This window comes from Acidovorax sp. GW821-FHT10E04, from assembly GCF_059415185.1.
This window is the reverse complement of sequence record NZ_JBWKMT010000002.1, coordinates 66,451-81,408: the sequence shown is the minus strand read 5'-3', so window position 1 is coordinate 81,408 and position 14,958 is coordinate 66,451. Positions and strand designations below refer to the sequence as shown.

Below are 14,958 nucleotides of genomic sequence, written 5' to 3'. Positions count from 1 at the left end.
GGAAAAAGGGGGCGGCCAGCGGGTCAGGCCTCGGCGGTGGCGTAGGCGCCGGCCAGCAGTTCGACCGAGGCCAGGCGCTCGGCAAAGCCCGTGACCGGCGTGTCGACCACGAACTCTTCGATGCCGTAGCGCCCACTGAGCGCATCGAGTTGCCCGCGCACATGCTCGGGCGAGCCGGCGATCACGTGGGGCCGGGTTTCCTCGAGCCGGTAATCCGCCACGCCGGCCTGGCGCGCAAACTCCGCGGCGGCCTGCGCGCTGGGCAGGTTCACGCTCTGCCCGGTGGACAAATGCAGCTTGAAGACGCGCAAGGCGCCCACCAAGCTGTCGGCCTGCGCCTGTGTCGGGGCCACCAGTGCATAGAGCGCCAGCGAGGGGGCGCGGCCAGCGGCTTCGCGGTACACGCGCACCGTGCGCTCGATGTTGACGGGGTCGCCGTTGAAATGGCCCGCGTACGTGAAGTGCCAGCCGTGGCGCGCCGCCAGCGCCGCGCTGTCGGGGCTGCCGCCGAGCAGGTGGCGCTCGGGCAGGCTGGGCGGTGCGGGGTAGGCCACGGCACCCGCCAGCGCATGCTCAGGGTCCAACGTGCCGTGCAGAAAGGCATCCAGCTCCGCAAAGCGCGCGCCGAAGTCGGATGGCCTGGATTTGTCCTGCAGCGCCTGCAGCGCCCGGGTGGACAGCGGCAGGCCGCCGGGCGCCTTGCCCACGCCCAGGTCCACGCGGCCGGGGGCCAGTGATGCGAGCACCTTGAACGCCTCGGCCACCTTGAAGGGGCTGTAGTGCTGCAGCATCACGCCGCCCGAGCCGATGCGGATGCGCGAGGTGCGCGCCAGCAGGTGGGCCACCAGCACTTCGGGTGCCGAGCCGGCCAGGCCCGGGTTGCCATGGTGCTCGGCCACCCAGAAGCGGCGGTAGCCCAGTTGCTCGGCACGCTGGGCCAGCGCTACGGTGCGCTGCAGCGCCTCGGCCGCCGTGGCCCCGTCGGGGATGGGACTTTTGTCGAGCAGGGAGAGGGTGTAGGACACGGTGGAGGCAGCGATTCGCGCATGGGTGATCAATGCGACAAATTCTGTGGCCCGACGGCCTGCACCGGTTGCGCTAACTTTTCATATCGATATGCGGCGCGCGCTGCGCCGCATACCGCCCGCGCCGTGGGTCAGGGGCGCTGCATGGTGCAGCTGTGGGGTTGCTGGGCCTTGGCGGCGGCGATCTGGCGCACCACGCGAAAGCCGTAGCCTGAGCCTTCCACGTCGAACTTCACGCCCGGTGCGCCCTTCTTGTCCATCACGCCCACCACCAGCGCCTGCTGGAACTGGTGATCCGCCGCGCGCATGCTTCCGCCCTGGCCCGACAGCTGCACATTCGCGCTCTCCATCTGCCGCGCCACGGCCACGGCGTCGGTGCCGCCCGCGCGTTCGATGGACTGGGCCAGCGCCTCGACCATGAGCTGCATGCGCATGTGCACGTAGTCATCCTGCGGCTTGGGAAAGCGCGTGCGGAACGACTGGTAGAACGCCTCGCTCTGCGCGCCCGGCACGTTGGGCAGCCAGTCGGCCACGGCCACCACCTTGCCGATGCCCGCGTCGCCGATGGCGGCGGGCGCGCCCAGGGCGTTGCCGTAGAAGGTGTAGAAGCTGCCTTCGTAGCCCACCTCGCGCGCGGCCTTGACCAACAGCGTGAGGTCATTGCCCCAGTTGCCCGTGACCACGGCCTGCGCGCCGCTGGTCTTGATCTTCACCGCATAGGGCGCGAAGTCCTTCACCCGGCCGATGGGGTGCAGCTCGTCGCCCACCACCGTCACCTCGGGGCGCTGGGCGGCCAGCTGCTTCTTCGCCTCGCGCAGCACGGCCTGGCCGAAGCTGTAGTCCTGGCCGATGAGGTAGACGCTCTTGAGGCCCTTGTCTTCGCGCATCACTTCCATGAGCGCGGCCATGCGCATGTCGGCATGGGCGTCGAAGCGAAAGTGCCAGAAGCTGCACTTCTCGTTGGTGAGGATGGGGTCCACCGCCGAGTAGTTCAAAAAGATCACGCGCTTGTTCGGTTCGCGCTCGTTGTGCTTGTTGATGGCTTCGATCAGCACCGCCGCCGTGGCCGACGAATTGCCCTGCAGGATGACCTGTGCGCCGTCGTCGATGGCCGCGCGCAGTGCCGACAAGGCCTCTTCGTTCTGGCCCTTGCTGTCGTAGCGCTCCAGCGCCAGCGGGCGGGGGCCGCCGCTGCTGGCGGGCAACTGCACGCCGCCGCGTGCGTTCACACGCTCCATGGCCCAGTAGACGTTGCGGTACACCGCCTCGCCGGTGTTGGCGAACGCGCCCGAGAGGCTTTCGATGAGCGCCACTTTCACCGGTTTGGCCGGGGCCGCGGCCGTGGTGCCGGGCGCGGTCTGGGCATGGCTGGCGGAAAGGGGGGCCACAGCGCAGACCAGCGCCGTGGCCAGCGCCAAAACCGGTTGACGTAATGCCGCTGCGCCTGTTTTCAAGCCCACGGAGCGCAATTTATTCATGCCATTTTTCCCTTGAAAAGCAACCCGGCCGTACACAACTCCTTGGCATGCGGCGACCACGTCGAGAGCCGCGCAGTTTATAGGAGTTACCCATGATCTTCGCCCCCGTGATCCGCCGTGCCGCTTATGCCCAGTCCCCCCGTTCCGCCGACCTGGCGCTGCAGCGTTTCCTGATGGGCGCACTGGCCGCACCCGCAGCCCCGGCCTCTGCCGGCTGCGCCGTGACGCAGGACGAAAAGACCACCACCTTGCAGCTGGATGTACCGGGCCTGGCCCGCGAGCAGCTGTCCATCAGCATCGAAGGCAACCAGGTGCGCCTGCAAAGCGTGGAGGGCGCGCCCCGTCAGGTGCAGCGCGCCTGGGAGCTGGCCACTGATATCGACGTGGCCAACAGCTCCGCCAAGCTGGAAAACGGCGTGCTGACCCTGACGCTGGCCCGCCTGGAGCCCGCGAGCCGGGCCACGTCGCTGAGCATCCAGTAAACGGCTGCGCTTGCACAGTTACCCGCCCGCCCGCGCAGGGCGGGCCGCCTGCCGCCAGCACGACCGCTATTGATTCAATAGCTGAAAGCGGCAGGGGCGTTTTTTCTTATGAAACGACCTGCCGACAGGCCTGCGCAGCGGCCGGAGAGCGCGCTCAGTGTGGCAATGCCGGAACCCGGGCCCGCATGCGGTATTCGCTGGGGCTGCAGCCCACATGTGCGCGGAACACACGGCTGAAATGGGCGCTGTTGGAGAAACCCCAGGACAGCGCGATGTCCGTGACCGACCGCTGCGCCTGCGCGCTGCTGCGCAGGTCTTGCAGGCACGCCTCCAGCCGCCGGTGCTGGATCATGGTGGCCAGCGTGTTCTCCTCGTCCGCCACCGCGTTGTACAGGTGCCGCTTGCTGCAGTTGAGCGCCTGCGCAATACGGTCGATGGTGAGGTCCGGGTCTGCGAGGTGGCGGTCGATGTACTGGCCGATGCGGTCCCGCAGGGCCTCGCGCTGCGACACGGCACTGTGCTGGCCGTTGCGCTCCAGCAGCGACAGCTGCACCAGGTGCGTGATCACGTCGGCCACGCCGTCGGCAGCGGCGTCGGACATGCTGGGCAGCTCGGTGAACGCAGCGCGCATGGTGTCCCACGCCAGGCGCGACACGCCCGTGGTGCCTGAAAACCGCTGCACCATCAGGTCGTCGAGCTTGAGCTTGCGCTCGGGCAATTGTTCCTTGGGGATCATCAGCACCATCTGGCGCACGGCCTCGGGGTTGCTCACGGCGTAGGCGCGGGTGGTGTCGTACACGCTCCACTCGCCGGGCGACAGCCACACCTGGCGGCCGTTCTGCTCGAAGCAGGCGCGCCCTTCGAGCTGCGCCACCACCTTGATGTAGGCCCGGTCGCTGCTGCGGATGAGGCTGGGGGTGCGCACCACACGGTGGCGGCTCACGTCGAGCTGGCACAGGTTGACGTAGCCTGCCTGGCCCGACGTGATGTGGCCCGCGAAGGCCTCGTCGCCGAAGGCATCGGACTCCAGCCCGCCAATGAGGCGCCACACCGCATCGCCCCACAGGTGCAGGCGGTCGCGCGGTGGCACGGTGTCGGTCGATACCTCGGTCAGAGGGTGGGCCATGGGTGTCTCCAGTCGTCATGCAGACGGTGCCGCCTGTCTCAGCGGGATTATCGGCCGCGCCGCTATTCCTGCGGCGGGCACGGAAATCCGGGTAAACCCCCTGCGCCGTGCACGCTGGGACAAGGCTTTTGTGCACGCTCAGCCCAGCGTACCGGGCGGCGTCTTCCTACGATCCGGGTACGGCCTGCACTGCGCGGGCCTCCCATCCGAGGAGACACACAATGACAACGCATTCACCATCCCAACCCTCCAAGCGCCAATGGATCAAGGGGGCCGCCGCCACCGTGGGCGCGCTGGCCGTGGCGCCGCAGCTGCTGGCCCAAGGCAGTGGCAGCGCCCCCGTGCGCATCGGCTACGCGATTGCCCGCACAGGCCCCTGGGCCGCAGGCGCCCAGGTCAGCCAGGAGCCCAACTACCTGCTGTGGGCCGAACAGGTGAACGCGGCGGGCGGCCTGAGCATCAAGGGCGCCAAGCGCCCCATCGAGCTCATCGGCTACGACGACCGCAGCGAGACCGAGACCTGTGTGCGCACCTTCGAGAAACTCATGGGCAGCGACAAGGTGGACCTGATCCTGCCGCCCTGGGGCTCGGGCGCCAACTTCGCCATCGCGCCGCTGGCCAACCGCTTTGGCTACCCGTTGCTGGCGCCCACCGCCCTGTCGCGCAAGCTGATCGACATGAACCTGCCCTACTTCTTCTCGCTGCTGCAGCAGCCCGACAAGATGATGGGCGCGCTGGTGGACATGCTGGTGGCCAACGGCGTGAAGTCGGTGGCCATCGTCTACATGGACGACCTGTTCGGCCTGGAAAACTTCGCGGCGCTGAACAACGCGCTCAAGAAGACCAGCATCCAGGTGGTGGAGCGCAAGAGCTACCCGCTGGGCGTGAAGGACCTGGCGCCCGTGCTGCGCGGCATCAAGGACCAGAACCCCGACGCCTTCATCGGCATCACCTACCCGCCCGACACCATCCTGGTCAGCCGCCAGGCGCGCGAGGTGGGGCTGAACCCCAAATTCTTCTACGCTTCGGTGGGCACCGCCTTCCAGCTGTACAAGAACGTGATGCAGGCCAACACCGAAGGCGTGATCGGCATGGGATCGTGGAGCGTGAAGACCAGCCCCGAGGCCAAGGCCTACTTCGACGCCCACGTGAAGAAGTTCAACAAGGAGCCCGACCGCTGGGCCAGTGGCCATGCCTGGGCGGGCCTGCAGATCCTGCAGCAGGCCGTGGAGAAGGTGGGCCTGGACCGCAAGGCGCTGCGCGAGCACATCGCCAAGAACGAGTTCAAGACCATCCTGGGCGGCATCCGCTTTGCAGGCAGCGAGAACGCCTCCATCCCTGGCACGGTGAGCCAGTGGCAGGGCAGCGACTTCGAGGTGGTGTGGCCCAAGGACCGCGCCACGGCGCAGCTGAACACCAACAAGCCTGCCTGGAAGTAAGACGGCATGTCCTTGACCTCCTGGGCCGAACTGGTCGCCAGCGGCCTCATTACCGGCGGCATCTACGCGCTGGTGGCTATGGGCCTGAACCTGCAGTACGGGCTGATGCGCATCATGAACATCTCGCATGGCGAGTTCCTGATGCTCGGCGCCTTCCTCACCTGGTGGGCGCACACCGCCTGGGGCTGGTCGCCGCTGCTGCTGATGCCCATCGCCTTCATCGCGCTGTTCGTGCTGGGGGTGGCGGTGCATGCGCTGTGCTTCAAGCGCCTGGCGGCGCGCGCGCCGAACGTGGACGTGTTCGAGGCGCGCAGCCTGATGGTGGGCTTCGGCCTGATGTTCCTGGTGCAGAACACCGCCCTCTTGATCTGGGGCGGCGACCTGCGCGGCTACGAGTACCTGGCCGACCCGGTGCAAGTGGCGGGCATGCGCTTCACCGAGAACAAGCTGGTGCTGTTCGGCGTGGCGCTGGCGCTGTCGGCCGCGCTGATCGCGCTGCTCAAGCTCACCTTGCTGGGCAAGGCCGTGCGGGCGCTGATGCAGTCGCCCACGGGGGCACAGCTGGTAGGCATCAACACCCGGCGCCTGCACCCGATGATGTTCGGCATCGGCCTGGGCCTGTCGGGCGTGGCGGGGGCCCTGCTGTCGATGACCTACGAGATTTCCCCCTCGATGGGCGAGCCCTATACCGTGACGGCGCTGATCGTGATCACGCTGGGCGGCTTCGGCAGCCTGGCGGGCAGCCTGGCCGGCGGCCTGCTGCTGGGTGTGGTCGAGGCCCTGGGCATGCACTTCAGCAGCCCCTCCCTCAAGATGCTGCTGAGCTATGCGGTGTTCATCGGCGTGCTGATCTGGCGCCCCAACGGCCTCTTTTCCAAAAAATGAAATCTCTCCATTCCAACAAGCCCTGGCTGGCGCTCGCCGCGGGCACGGCCGTGGTCGGCACCCTGCCCTGGCTGGTGTCCGAGTTCGTGGCCTCGGTGCTGCTCAGTTGCCTGATGTACATCGCACTGGCCACCAGCTGGTCGCTGTTCTGCGGCGCCACGCGCTACCTCTCGCTGGCCACATCGGCCTTCTTCGGCATCGGCGCGTACGCCAGCGCCACGCTGCTAGAAGTGCTGCCCTGGCCGTTGGTGATCGTGGCCGGCGCGCTGATCGCCGCCGTGGTGGCCGTGGTCATGGGGGCCGCCGTGCTGCACCTGCGCGGCACCTACTTCGCGGTGCTGACCTTCGGCATGACGGAGCTGATCCGCCACGCGGTGACCTTTGTCGAAAAGCAGGTATCGGGCACGGTGGGCCGTGTGCTCACGGTGGTGCCCAGCAACGAGACGGTGTACCTCACGGTGCTGCTGATCGCGGCGGCGGCCATTGCGACCGCCATCGCCATCCAGCGCAGCCGCTTCGGCCTGGCGCTCTCGGGCATCGGGGCCGACGAGCAGCGTGCGCAGACCCTGGGCGTGGACACGCGCCTGGCGAAGATCGCGGGCTTCGGCATCACGGCCGCGTTTGCGGGCGCCGTGGGCGCGGCCATGGCCGTGCGCTGGACCTACATCGAACCGGCCGCCGTGTTCAGCCCCTTCATCGGCTTCCAGACGGTGCTGATCGCGCTGATCGGCGGGGCGGCCAGCATCGGCGGGCCGGTGCTCGCGGCCATCGTCTTCAGCCTGCTGGCCGAGACGCTGCGCCTGCAGCTGCCCTATGGCTACATGATGGTGCTGGGCCTGCTGCTGATCCTGTGCGTGATGTACCTGCCCAACGGGCTGGCCACGCTGTGGCAGCGCAAGCGGGCGGCCACGCCTGCAACGGAGGCCAGCCATGTCTGAAGCCCTGCTGACCATCGACAGCGTGACCGTGCGCTTTGGCGGGCTGACCGCCGTGGACGGCGTGAGCGCCAGCCTGCACGCAGGCGAGCTGATCGGCATCATCGGCCCCAACGGCGCGGGCAAGACCACGTTCTTCAACGCCATCTCGGGCGTGCAGCCACCGACCTCGGGCACGCTGCACTGCGGTGTCGACAACCTGACCGGCAAGGGCCCGCACCACTATGCGGCCCACGGCATTGCGCGCACCTTCCAGACGCCGCGCGTGTTCCCGGACATGACGGTGCGCGACAACGTGCGCTTTGGCATGCAGTTCGCGGGCCGCCACCGCCAGGGGCCCGTGGGCCTGCGCAGCGAGGACGAGATCCTGGCCATGCTGGGCCTGTCGGCCTTGGCCGAGCGCCCTGCCGCCGATGTGACGCCCTCGCAGCAGCGCCTGCTGGAGATCGGCATGGCCCTGGGCACGCGCCCGCGCCTGCTGCTGCTCGACGAGGTGGCCGCTGGCCTGACCGAGGCCGAGGTGGACGCCATGGCCCAACGCATCCGCCGCCTGCGCGATGACTGGGGCCTCACGGTGGTGTGGATCGAGCATGCGGTGACCACGCTGCTCAAGTACGTGGAGCGCGTGCTGGTGCTGCACCAGGGCCGCAAGATCGCCGATGGCACGCCCGCCGAGGTGGTGCGCAACCCGGAGGTGATCGAGGCCTACCTGGGCGATGAGATGGGCACACAGGCAACACCCGAAGGAGCCACGGCATGAGCGGCGCACACCTCACGGTACAAGGGCTGGTCACGGGCTACAACGGCTTTCAGGTGCTGCAGGACCTGTCGCTTGAGGCCCAGCCCGGCATCACGGTGATCGTCGGCCCCAACGGCGCCGGCAAGACCACGTTGCTCAAGGCCCTGGCCGGCCTGCTGCCGCGCCAGGGCACGGTGCAGCTCGACGGCCAGGCCGTGCCGGCCCTCAATGCGACCGCCTGCGTGCAACGCGGCCTGGCCCTGGTGGCCGAGGGCCGCCAGCTGTTTCCACAGATGACGGTGACCGAGAACCTGGAGCTCGGCGGTTGGTTGGTGCCCTCGCGCACGCGCGCCGAGCGCCTGGCCCAGGCCTTCGAGGACTTTCCGCGCCTCAAGGAGCGTGCCCAGCAACTGGCCGGCACCATGAGCGGCGGCGAGCAGCAGATGGTGGCCGTGGCCCGCGCCATGATGAGCGGCCCGCGCCTGTTGATGCTGGACGAGCCCTCGCTGGGCCTGGCCCCACGCATGGTGGACGAGCTGCTGGCCATCGTGCAGCGCATCGCGGCGCAGGGCGTCACCGTGCTCATGGTGGAGCAGAACGTGCGCAAGGCGCTGCAGGTGGCCCAGCGCGGCTATGTGCTGGAGCGCGGGCGCATCGTGGCCTCGGGCGATGCCGCCACGCTGCTGCAGTCCGACGCCGTGCGCCAGGCCTACCTGGGCGTTGCCTGAACGTCCCGCACCCCATCCCCATCGACTTTTCCTTCCTATTCATCCAGGAGACATTCAATGACTGCCATTTCCATGCTGATCAACGGCGAGCGCGTGCAGGCCGCCAGCGGCGCTACCTTCGAGCGCCGCAACCCGCTCGACGGCTCCGTGGCCACCACCGCGCCCGCCGCCACCGTGGCCGATGCCAAGGCCGCAGCAGACGCAGCCGCCAAGGCCTTCCCGGCCTGGTCGGCCCTGGGCCCCAATGCGCGCCGCGCGCTGCTGCTCAAGGCGGCGCACGCACTCGAAGCCAAGGGCGACGCCTTTGCTGCCGCCATGGCCGCAGAGACCGGCGCATCGGGCCTGTGGGCCGGCTTCAACGTGCACCTGGCGGCGGGACTGCTGCAGGAGGCCGCGGCCCTCACCACGCAGATCGCAGGCGAGGTGATTCCGTCGGACGTGCCCGGCAGCCTGGCCATGGGCGTGCGCCAGGCCGCGGGCGTGGTGCTGGGCATCGCGCCGTGGAACGCGCCCATCATCCTGGGGGTGCGCGCCATTGCCACGCCGCTGGCCTGCGGCAACACGGTCATCTTGAAGGGCTCGGAGCTGAGCCCGGCCACGCACGGCCTGATCATCGAGGCGCTTCAGGAGGCCGGCCTGCCGCCAGGCGTGGTGAACTTCGTGACCAATGCACCCGCAGACGCCGGTGCCGTGGTCGAGGCCATCGTGGCCCACCCGGCCGTGCGCCGCGTGAACTTCACGGGCTCGACCAAGGTCGGCCGCATCATCGCGCAGACGTGTGCCAAGTACCTCAAGCCCGTGGTGCTGGAGCTGGGTGGCAAGGCACCCTTGCTGGTGCTGGACGATGCGGACGTCGATGCCGCCGTGGCCGGCACCGTGTTCGGCTCGTTCGCCAACTCGGGCCAGATCTGCATGTCCACCGAACGCATCGTCGTGGACAACGCCGTGGCCGACGAGTTCGTGGCCAAGCTCGGCGAGCGCGCCAAGGCCCTGCCCCTGGGCGACCCGCGCAAGGGCCCGGTGGTGCTCGGCTCGGTGGTGGACATGGCCACGGTGCACCGCTGCAACGCGCTCATCGACGACGCGCTGGCCAAGGGCGCCACGCTGGTGTGCGGCGGCAAGAGCGACAGCACGCTGATGCAGGCCACCGTGCTCGACCACGTGACGGCCGAGATGGACATCTACCGCGAGGAGTCGTTCGGCCCCGTCAAGCCCGTGGTGCGCGTGAATGGCGTGGAAGAAGCCATTGCCTGCGCCAACGACAACGAGTTCGGCCTGTCATCCGCCGTGTTCAGCCGCGATGTGGCCAAGGCGTGGAACGTCGCGGCGCGCATCGAGTCGGGGATCTGTCACATCAACGGGCCGACGGTGCATGACGAGGGGCAGATGCCGTTCGGTGGGGTGAAGAGTTCGGGGTACGGGCGGTTTGGGGGGATGGCGGGGGTGCGGGAGTTCACGGAGCTGCGCTGGATCACGGTGCAGACAACCCCGAGGCACTATCCATTTTGAGGGCGTTGAAACGGCTCCCATGTACGGTGGACGGGCATGAGCGTCCACCTGAATGCCGCGCGCCTGGTCAATGTCGGTCAAGCCGCCATTCACCCCCCTGCGTCCGAGCTTGAGAGGCGTATTCAAAGGTTTCTGGGAAAGGTGCACAGAAATCAGCGCCCGTCGCACAACCCCGCGGGCATCGCCGATGCCTGCGCTTTTTTTCTTGACAGCTGGTAGCCCACCCCATAAGGTTGTTAGCGATTGTTTCAGCATTCATCGGCTAGTGCGCCGGCCCGGAAATAGCTGCATGCAACGAAGTCGATGGCTTCATTCTCAAAAAAGCAGGCGCCCCCCTCAGTGACCACCGCAGCGGTATCGAGGACTTGCAGTGCGGTACCGAGTGTGAAAATCCGATTTCGTGAACATGTGGCTTGAGCGGTGACAGCACACTAGATTCGCGCAATGTGCTGTCCAGCATGAATGGCGCGACAAACGAACCGCCGCAAATGTGCCTCCCACGGGAGCGGACACGCATCAGCGTTGTCAATCACTACAGCGGACAGCCAGACATGAGCAGGATTTGTTTTCGTATTGCCACAATGATTCTCTTTGTGGTTGGTTTTTCCAGCCAGGCCTGGGCCCAGGCATTCACAGAGGATTTTGACAACATCACGTTGCTCACGGGCAATGGATGGTTCATGCAGAACAACAGCACCCCGGCCGGCTCAACCAGCTGGTTCCAGGGGACAGCAACCACAGCGACGCCAACCCCCGGCCCCTTCAACGCGTATAGCGGCGCAGCCAATGCATACATTGGCGCCAACTACAACAACACCGGCAGCACCGGCACCATCAGCAACTGGCTCGCGATGCCAAACCGGACGCTGCGCAATGGGGATGTGCTGACCTTCTTCACAAGAAAACCCACGGGGACCGACTATCCCGATCGGCTGGAAGTCCGGCTGAGCACCAATGGCGCAAGCACAAATGTGGGATCAGGCGCCACCGCCGTGGGGGACTTCACGGCGCTGCTGCTCAGCGTCAATCCAACGCTGGTGGCCGGCGGCTATCCCCAGACTTGGACGCAATACACCATCACTATCTCGGGACTTCCAGCCCCCACCTCTGGACGCATGGCGTTTCGCTATTTCGTCACCTCGGCCGGTGCTCTCGGAACGAATTCCGACTACATCGGTATCGACAACACGGTGTACACACCCTATGTGTGCCCGGCATTCACGATGACACCGGGGGGCGCGCTGGCCCCGGCTGTCTGGGGTCAGGCCTATAGCACCCCCCTTTCACAGACGGGTGCACTGGGAGCGCCAAGCTATGCGGTGACTGCTGGTGCTTTGCCCCCCGGGTTGACGCTGGGTGGTAGTGGCACCATCTCCGGCACGCCAACGGCCACTGGAACCTTCAACTTCACAGTGACAGTCGCGGACGCCAGCGGCTGTTCGGGTTCGCAGTCCTACTCCATCCAGGTCGAGGCCAACGTGCCTGGTGCGCCCCAGAACGTCAGCGTCACGGCTGGCAACGGGCAAGCGACCGTGAACTGGCAAGTACCATCCCACGATGGCGGCAGCGCCATCTCCGGCTACACGGTCACAGCGGTGCAAGACGGCAGCAAAACGTGTACGACCTCGGGTGCGCTCGGCTGCACGGTCTCTGGCCTCACCAACGGATCGGCGTACAGCTTCCGCGTCGTGGCTACCAACAACAAGGGGCCTTCCGCCGCAGGCATCAGCAATGTGGTCACACCAACACTTTCGACGGTGACCGGCACGGTACCTGGCATGTCAGGCACCGGCTCAGTCACCCTCGCTGGCGGAGGCGCAAGCTGTACGCTGGATTCCAGCTCCGCATTCACGGTGCCTTCTACGGCCCCCGCCAACCGCACCTTGCCTCATGGCGCGTTCGAGTTCCTCGCCACCGGCTGCACCGGCAGCGTCACCATCTCCATCACGTACCCGACTCCGTTGCCTGAAGGCGTGCAGTTCTGGAAGTTCGGACCGGCTACGGCAGGAGCACAGACCTCCACCTGGTTCTTATGGACCGAGGCAGTGCTCAGCCCGGACCGCCGCACAGTGACGTACAGCATCACTGACAACGGCATAGGTGATTCAGACATTGCCGCAGGGCGTATCCGCGATCCGCTGGCTCCGGCACTGGGCTCTGATCCCACCAGCATCCCGGTCAACAACCCGTGGGCACTGGCTGCACTGGCTGCCATCCTGGGTTGGATGGGACTGCGCAGGCAACAGCGCGGTTCTGCAGGATAGTTTTGTCGACGGGGCTGGAATGACCAGCCCATTTCAGCCGACTGGCACGATGGAATCCAGCGGCCACCGCGGCTTCACATCAAACGCATAGTCGGTGTTCGCCTCCTGCTGCCCCGCCTGCAGCCGCATTGCCGCCGCCATGGCGATCATGGCCCCGTTGTCGGTGCACAGGTGCAATTCGGGGTAGTGCACCCGCACCCTGGCCGCCGCGCAGGCGGCATTGAGCTGCGCCCGCAGATGCCGGTTGGCGCCCACACCACCGGCCACCACCACGCGCTTGAGTCCGGTCTGCTTGAGCGCCGCCAGCGTCTTTTTCACCAGCACCTCGACGATGGCGGCCTCGGTGCTGGCCGCCAGGTCGGCCTTGCGCGCTTCGAGCCCGTCGCCCAGTTTCTTGGCCTGGGTCAGCACGGCGGTCTTGAGCCCGGCAAAGGAGAAGTCGAGATTGCCGCTGTGCAGCAGCGGGCGCGGCAGCTTGAAGGCCGCCGGATCGCCCTGCTCGGCCAGGCGTGACAGCGCCGGCCCTCCCGGGTAGCCCAGGCCCATGAGCTTGGCCGACTTGTCGAAGGCCTCGCCCGCCGCGTCGTCGATGGTCTCGCCCAGGATCTCGTAGCGGCCCACGCCGTCCACCCGCATGAGCTGGGTGTGGCCGCCGGAGACCAGCAGGGCCACGAAGGGGAACTCGGGCGGGTCCGCGCTCAGGAAGGGCGAGAGCAGGTGCCCCTCCAGGTGGTGCACGCCCAGCACCGGCTTGTCCAGCGCCGCGCCCAGCGCGCAGGCCACGCCGGCCCCCACCAGCAGGGCACCCGCCAGGCCCGGGCCGCGCGTGTAAGCAACCACGTCCACGTCCGCCAGCGTCTGGCCGGACTCCGTCAACACTTGCGTGGTCAGCGGCAGCACGCGGCGGATGTGGTCGCGGCTGGCCAGCTCGGGCACCACGCCACCATAGGCCTGGTGCATCTCGATCTGGCTGTGCAGGGCGTGGGACAGCAGGGTGGGAACGGCATCGCCCGTGGAGCGCACCAGCGCCACGCCGGTCTCGTCGCACGAGGATTCAATTCCGAGGATCAACAGACTCATGCCCCGAGTGTAAAACCCGGGCTCGCGGGGGGCCTGATGCAAAAACCCCTGCCGGCGGTGGCCGGCAGGGGTCGTGCATCCCCAGGGTCGCAGGCCGCGCCTACCAGCGGTCCGAGCGCATGCGCAGCTCCCAGCTGCCGCTGCGCAGTTCGTACACGCCCACCGCGCCGTAGCGCTGCTCGCCCTTGTCATCCCAGGTCATCGTGCCGATCACGGGCGCGTAGCCGTTGATGCCGTGCATGGCCTTGGTGATGTCCTTGGGGTCCGCGGACTTGGCCTTCTGGATGGCCGCCGAGAGCACGTACATGCTGTCGTAGCTGTAGTGCCCGCCGTACGCGGGCGGCTTCTTGTAGGCATCGATGTACTTTTCCAGGAAGGGCTTGCCCGTGGAAAACTCCTTGGCTTCCAGCACGGGCGAGGTGGCATAGACGCCCTCGACGATGCCGGCCCCCTTGGTCATGTCGGTGGTCTTGATGGTGTCGCCGCCCAGCAGGCTCACCTTGGTGTGCCCCACCTTGCGCAGGGCTTCCAGCAACGCCAGCGCCTGGAAGTCATTGAGGGTGGAGACGATCACCTCCACCTTCGCGGCCTTGAGTTCGCCGGCCAGTTCGTCGAATGCCGTGGTCTTGTCGTCGAACGACTTGCGCACCACCACCTCTTTCTTCTCGGCCTTGAGCTGCGCGGCGGCCCCGTCGGCCAGGCCCTTGCCGTAGGGCGTGCCATCGTCCAGCGCGGCATAGCGCGCGGCGCCCAGCTGGGTGGCGGCAAACGAGCCGATGGCGCGCGCCTGCAGCGTGTCGTTGCCCACCATGCGGAAGGTGGTGGAAAAACCCAGCTGCGTGAACTTGGGGTTGGTGGAGATGGCGATCTGCGCGATGTCCTTGGCCGCGTAGATGGGCGCGGTCTCGATGCTCACGCCCGAATTCAGGTGCCCGATGACGGCCACCACGCCGGCATCCACCAGCTGCTGGGCCACCGTCTTGCCGGTGGCCGCGTCGGCCTTGTCGTCCACCGCCACCACCTCCAGCGTCACCCGCTTGCCGTCCACGGTGTAGCCGCCCTTGTTCAGTTCGGCCACGGCCAGGTTCACGCCATTGAGCAAGTCCTGCCCGAGGGCGCCCAGGGGGCCGCTCAAGGGCTGCGCCACGCCGATCTTGATGGTGTCGGGCACCTTGCCGCACCCGGACAGGAGCAGCAGCGCCATGGACGCGGCGGTGGTCAAGGCCAGCCCGGCGGCGAAACGGCGCCGGTCAATATGCTTGTTCATG

General features: G+C 67.4%; 13 protein-coding genes. 8 read left to right on the top strand and 5 right to left on the bottom strand.

The window, feature by feature from the left end; genetic code table 11:
• Positions 1-23: 23 nt before the first annotated feature.
• The gene (locus AC07OC_RS05220) at positions 24-1,025 is read right to left on the bottom strand and encodes an LLM class flavin-dependent oxidoreductase (RefSeq protein ID WP_218340647.1); all 1,002 of its coding nucleotides are present in this window, start codon (positions 1,023-1,025) and stop codon (positions 24-26) included.
• A 131-nt stretch (positions 1,026-1,156) separates the two neighbouring features.
• Entirely contained in the window at positions 1,157-2,503 is a 1,347-nt protein-coding gene (locus AC07OC_RS05215; RefSeq protein WP_218340646.1) for a branched-chain amino acid ABC transporter substrate-binding protein, read from the bottom strand.
• A 92-nt stretch (positions 2,504-2,595) separates the two neighbouring features.
• Between AC07OC_RS05215 and AC07OC_RS05210 the strand changes: the two genes are divergently transcribed.
• Positions 2,596-2,985, top strand: a complete 390-nt coding sequence (locus tag AC07OC_RS05210; RefSeq protein ID WP_218340645.1) for an Hsp20/alpha crystallin family protein — start codon at positions 2,596-2,598, stop codon at positions 2,983-2,985.
• 154 nt (positions 2,986-3,139) lie between these two features.
• Here the strand turns inward: AC07OC_RS05210 and AC07OC_RS05205 are convergent, their stop codons facing one another.
• The gene (locus AC07OC_RS05205) at positions 3,140-4,111 is read right to left on the bottom strand and encodes an AraC-like ligand-binding domain-containing protein (protein WP_218340644.1); all 972 of its coding nucleotides are present in this window, start codon (positions 4,109-4,111) and stop codon (positions 3,140-3,142) included.
• A 221-nt stretch (positions 4,112-4,332) separates the two neighbouring features.
• On the opposite strand from AC07OC_RS05205, the gene AC07OC_RS05200 reads away from it, so the two are divergent.
• The 7 genes from AC07OC_RS05200 to AC07OC_RS05170 all read left to right on the top strand — a co-directional run bounded on the left by AC07OC_RS05200 (position 4,333) and on the right by AC07OC_RS05170 (position 12,610).
• Positions 4,333-5,550: an amino acid ABC transporter substrate-binding protein gene (locus AC07OC_RS05200; RefSeq protein WP_494600469.1), complete on the top strand. Its 1,218-nt coding sequence runs from the start codon at positions 4,333-4,335 to the stop codon at positions 5,548-5,550.
• Positions 5,551-5,556: 6 nt separating this feature from the next.
• Positions 5,557-6,435 carry a branched-chain amino acid ABC transporter permease gene (locus AC07OC_RS05195; RefSeq protein WP_057270748.1) on the top strand — a complete coding sequence of 293 codons (879 nt, stop codon included), beginning with the start codon at positions 5,557-5,559 and terminating at the stop codon, positions 6,433-6,435.
• On the top strand, positions 6,432-7,373 hold the full coding sequence (locus tag AC07OC_RS05190) for a branched-chain amino acid ABC transporter permease (RefSeq protein WP_492254872.1): 942 nt from the start codon (positions 6,432-6,434) through the stop codon (positions 7,371-7,373). Before AC07OC_RS05195 ends, AC07OC_RS05190 begins: the two co-directional genes overlap by 4 nt.
• Positions 7,366-8,130 carry an ABC transporter ATP-binding protein gene (locus AC07OC_RS05185; protein ID WP_218340640.1) on the top strand — a complete coding sequence of 255 codons (765 nt, stop codon included), beginning with the start codon at positions 7,366-7,368 and terminating at the stop codon, positions 8,128-8,130. Before AC07OC_RS05190 ends, AC07OC_RS05185 begins: the two co-directional genes overlap by 8 nt.
• Complete coding sequence (locus AC07OC_RS05180; protein ID WP_494600468.1) at positions 8,127-8,837, top strand: ABC transporter ATP-binding protein; 711 nt, start codon at positions 8,127-8,129, stop codon at positions 8,835-8,837. Before AC07OC_RS05185 ends, AC07OC_RS05180 begins: the two co-directional genes overlap by 4 nt.
• Positions 8,838-8,894: 57 nt before the next feature.
• Entirely contained in the window at positions 8,895-10,346 is a 1,452-nt protein-coding gene (locus AC07OC_RS05175) for an aldehyde dehydrogenase (protein WP_494600467.1), read from the top strand.
• Between the two features lie 581 nt (positions 10,347-10,927).
• A complete protein-coding gene (locus AC07OC_RS05170) occupies positions 10,928-12,610 on the top strand; it encodes an IPTL-CTERM sorting domain-containing protein (protein ID WP_218340637.1) in 1,683 nt (560 codons plus the stop codon).
• A 33-nt stretch (positions 12,611-12,643) separates the two neighbouring features.
• On the opposite strand, the gene tsaD is transcribed toward AC07OC_RS05170, so the two are convergent.
• Positions 12,644-13,690 (bottom strand): tRNA (adenosine(37)-N6)-threonylcarbamoyltransferase complex transferase subunit TsaD, encoded by a 1,047-nt coding sequence (tsaD, locus tag AC07OC_RS05165; RefSeq protein WP_218293885.1) that lies wholly within the window; start codon positions 13,688-13,690, stop codon positions 12,644-12,646.
• 100 nt (positions 13,691-13,790) lie between these two features.
• Positions 13,791-14,957, bottom strand: coding sequence for a branched-chain amino acid ABC transporter substrate-binding protein (locus AC07OC_RS05160; RefSeq protein ID WP_218293884.1), 1,167 nt, complete (start codon positions 14,955-14,957; stop codon positions 13,791-13,793).
• Between the last annotated feature and the right edge of the window lies 1 nt (position 14,958).

What these genes read in the sequence shown, in the direction of transcription:
- AC07OC_RS05185 (WP_218340640.1), top strand. Translation starts at nt 7,366, where the DNA reads ATGTCTGAAGCCCTGCTGACCATCGACAGCGTGACCGTGCGCTTTGGC.
- AC07OC_RS05180 (WP_494600468.1), top strand. Translation starts at nt 8,127, where the DNA reads ATGAGCGGCGCACACCTCACGGTACAAGGGCTGGTCACGGGCTACAAC.
- AC07OC_RS05215 (WP_218340646.1), bottom strand. Translation starts at nt 2,503, where the DNA reads ATGAATAAATTGCGCTCCGTGGGCTTGAAAACAGGCGCAGCGGCATTA.
- AC07OC_RS05190 (WP_492254872.1), top strand. Translation starts at nt 6,432, where the DNA reads ATGAAATCTCTCCATTCCAACAAGCCCTGGCTGGCGCTCGCCGCGGGC.
- AC07OC_RS05175 (WP_494600467.1), top strand. Translation starts at nt 8,895, where the DNA reads ATGACTGCCATTTCCATGCTGATCAACGGCGAGCGCGTGCAGGCCGCC.
- tsaD (WP_218293885.1), bottom strand. Translation starts at nt 13,690, where the DNA reads ATGAGTCTGTTGATCCTCGGAATTGAATCCTCGTGCGACGAGACCGGC.
- AC07OC_RS05210 (WP_218340645.1), top strand. Translation starts at nt 2,596, where the DNA reads ATGATCTTCGCCCCCGTGATCCGCCGTGCCGCTTATGCCCAGTCCCCC.
- AC07OC_RS05205 (WP_218340644.1), bottom strand. Translation starts at nt 4,111, where the DNA reads ATGGCCCACCCTCTGACCGAGGTATCGACCGACACCGTGCCACCGCGC.
- AC07OC_RS05170 (WP_218340637.1), top strand. Translation starts at nt 10,928, where the DNA reads ATGATTCTCTTTGTGGTTGGTTTTTCCAGCCAGGCCTGGGCCCAGGCA.
- AC07OC_RS05160 (WP_218293884.1), bottom strand. Translation starts at nt 14,957, where the DNA reads ATGAACAAGCATATTGACCGGCGCCGTTTCGCCGCCGGGCTGGCCTTG.
- AC07OC_RS05195 (WP_057270748.1), top strand. Translation starts at nt 5,557, where the DNA reads ATGTCCTTGACCTCCTGGGCCGAACTGGTCGCCAGCGGCCTCATTACC.
- AC07OC_RS05200 (WP_494600469.1), top strand. Translation starts at nt 4,333, where the DNA reads ATGACAACGCATTCACCATCCCAACCCTCCAAGCGCCAATGGATCAAG.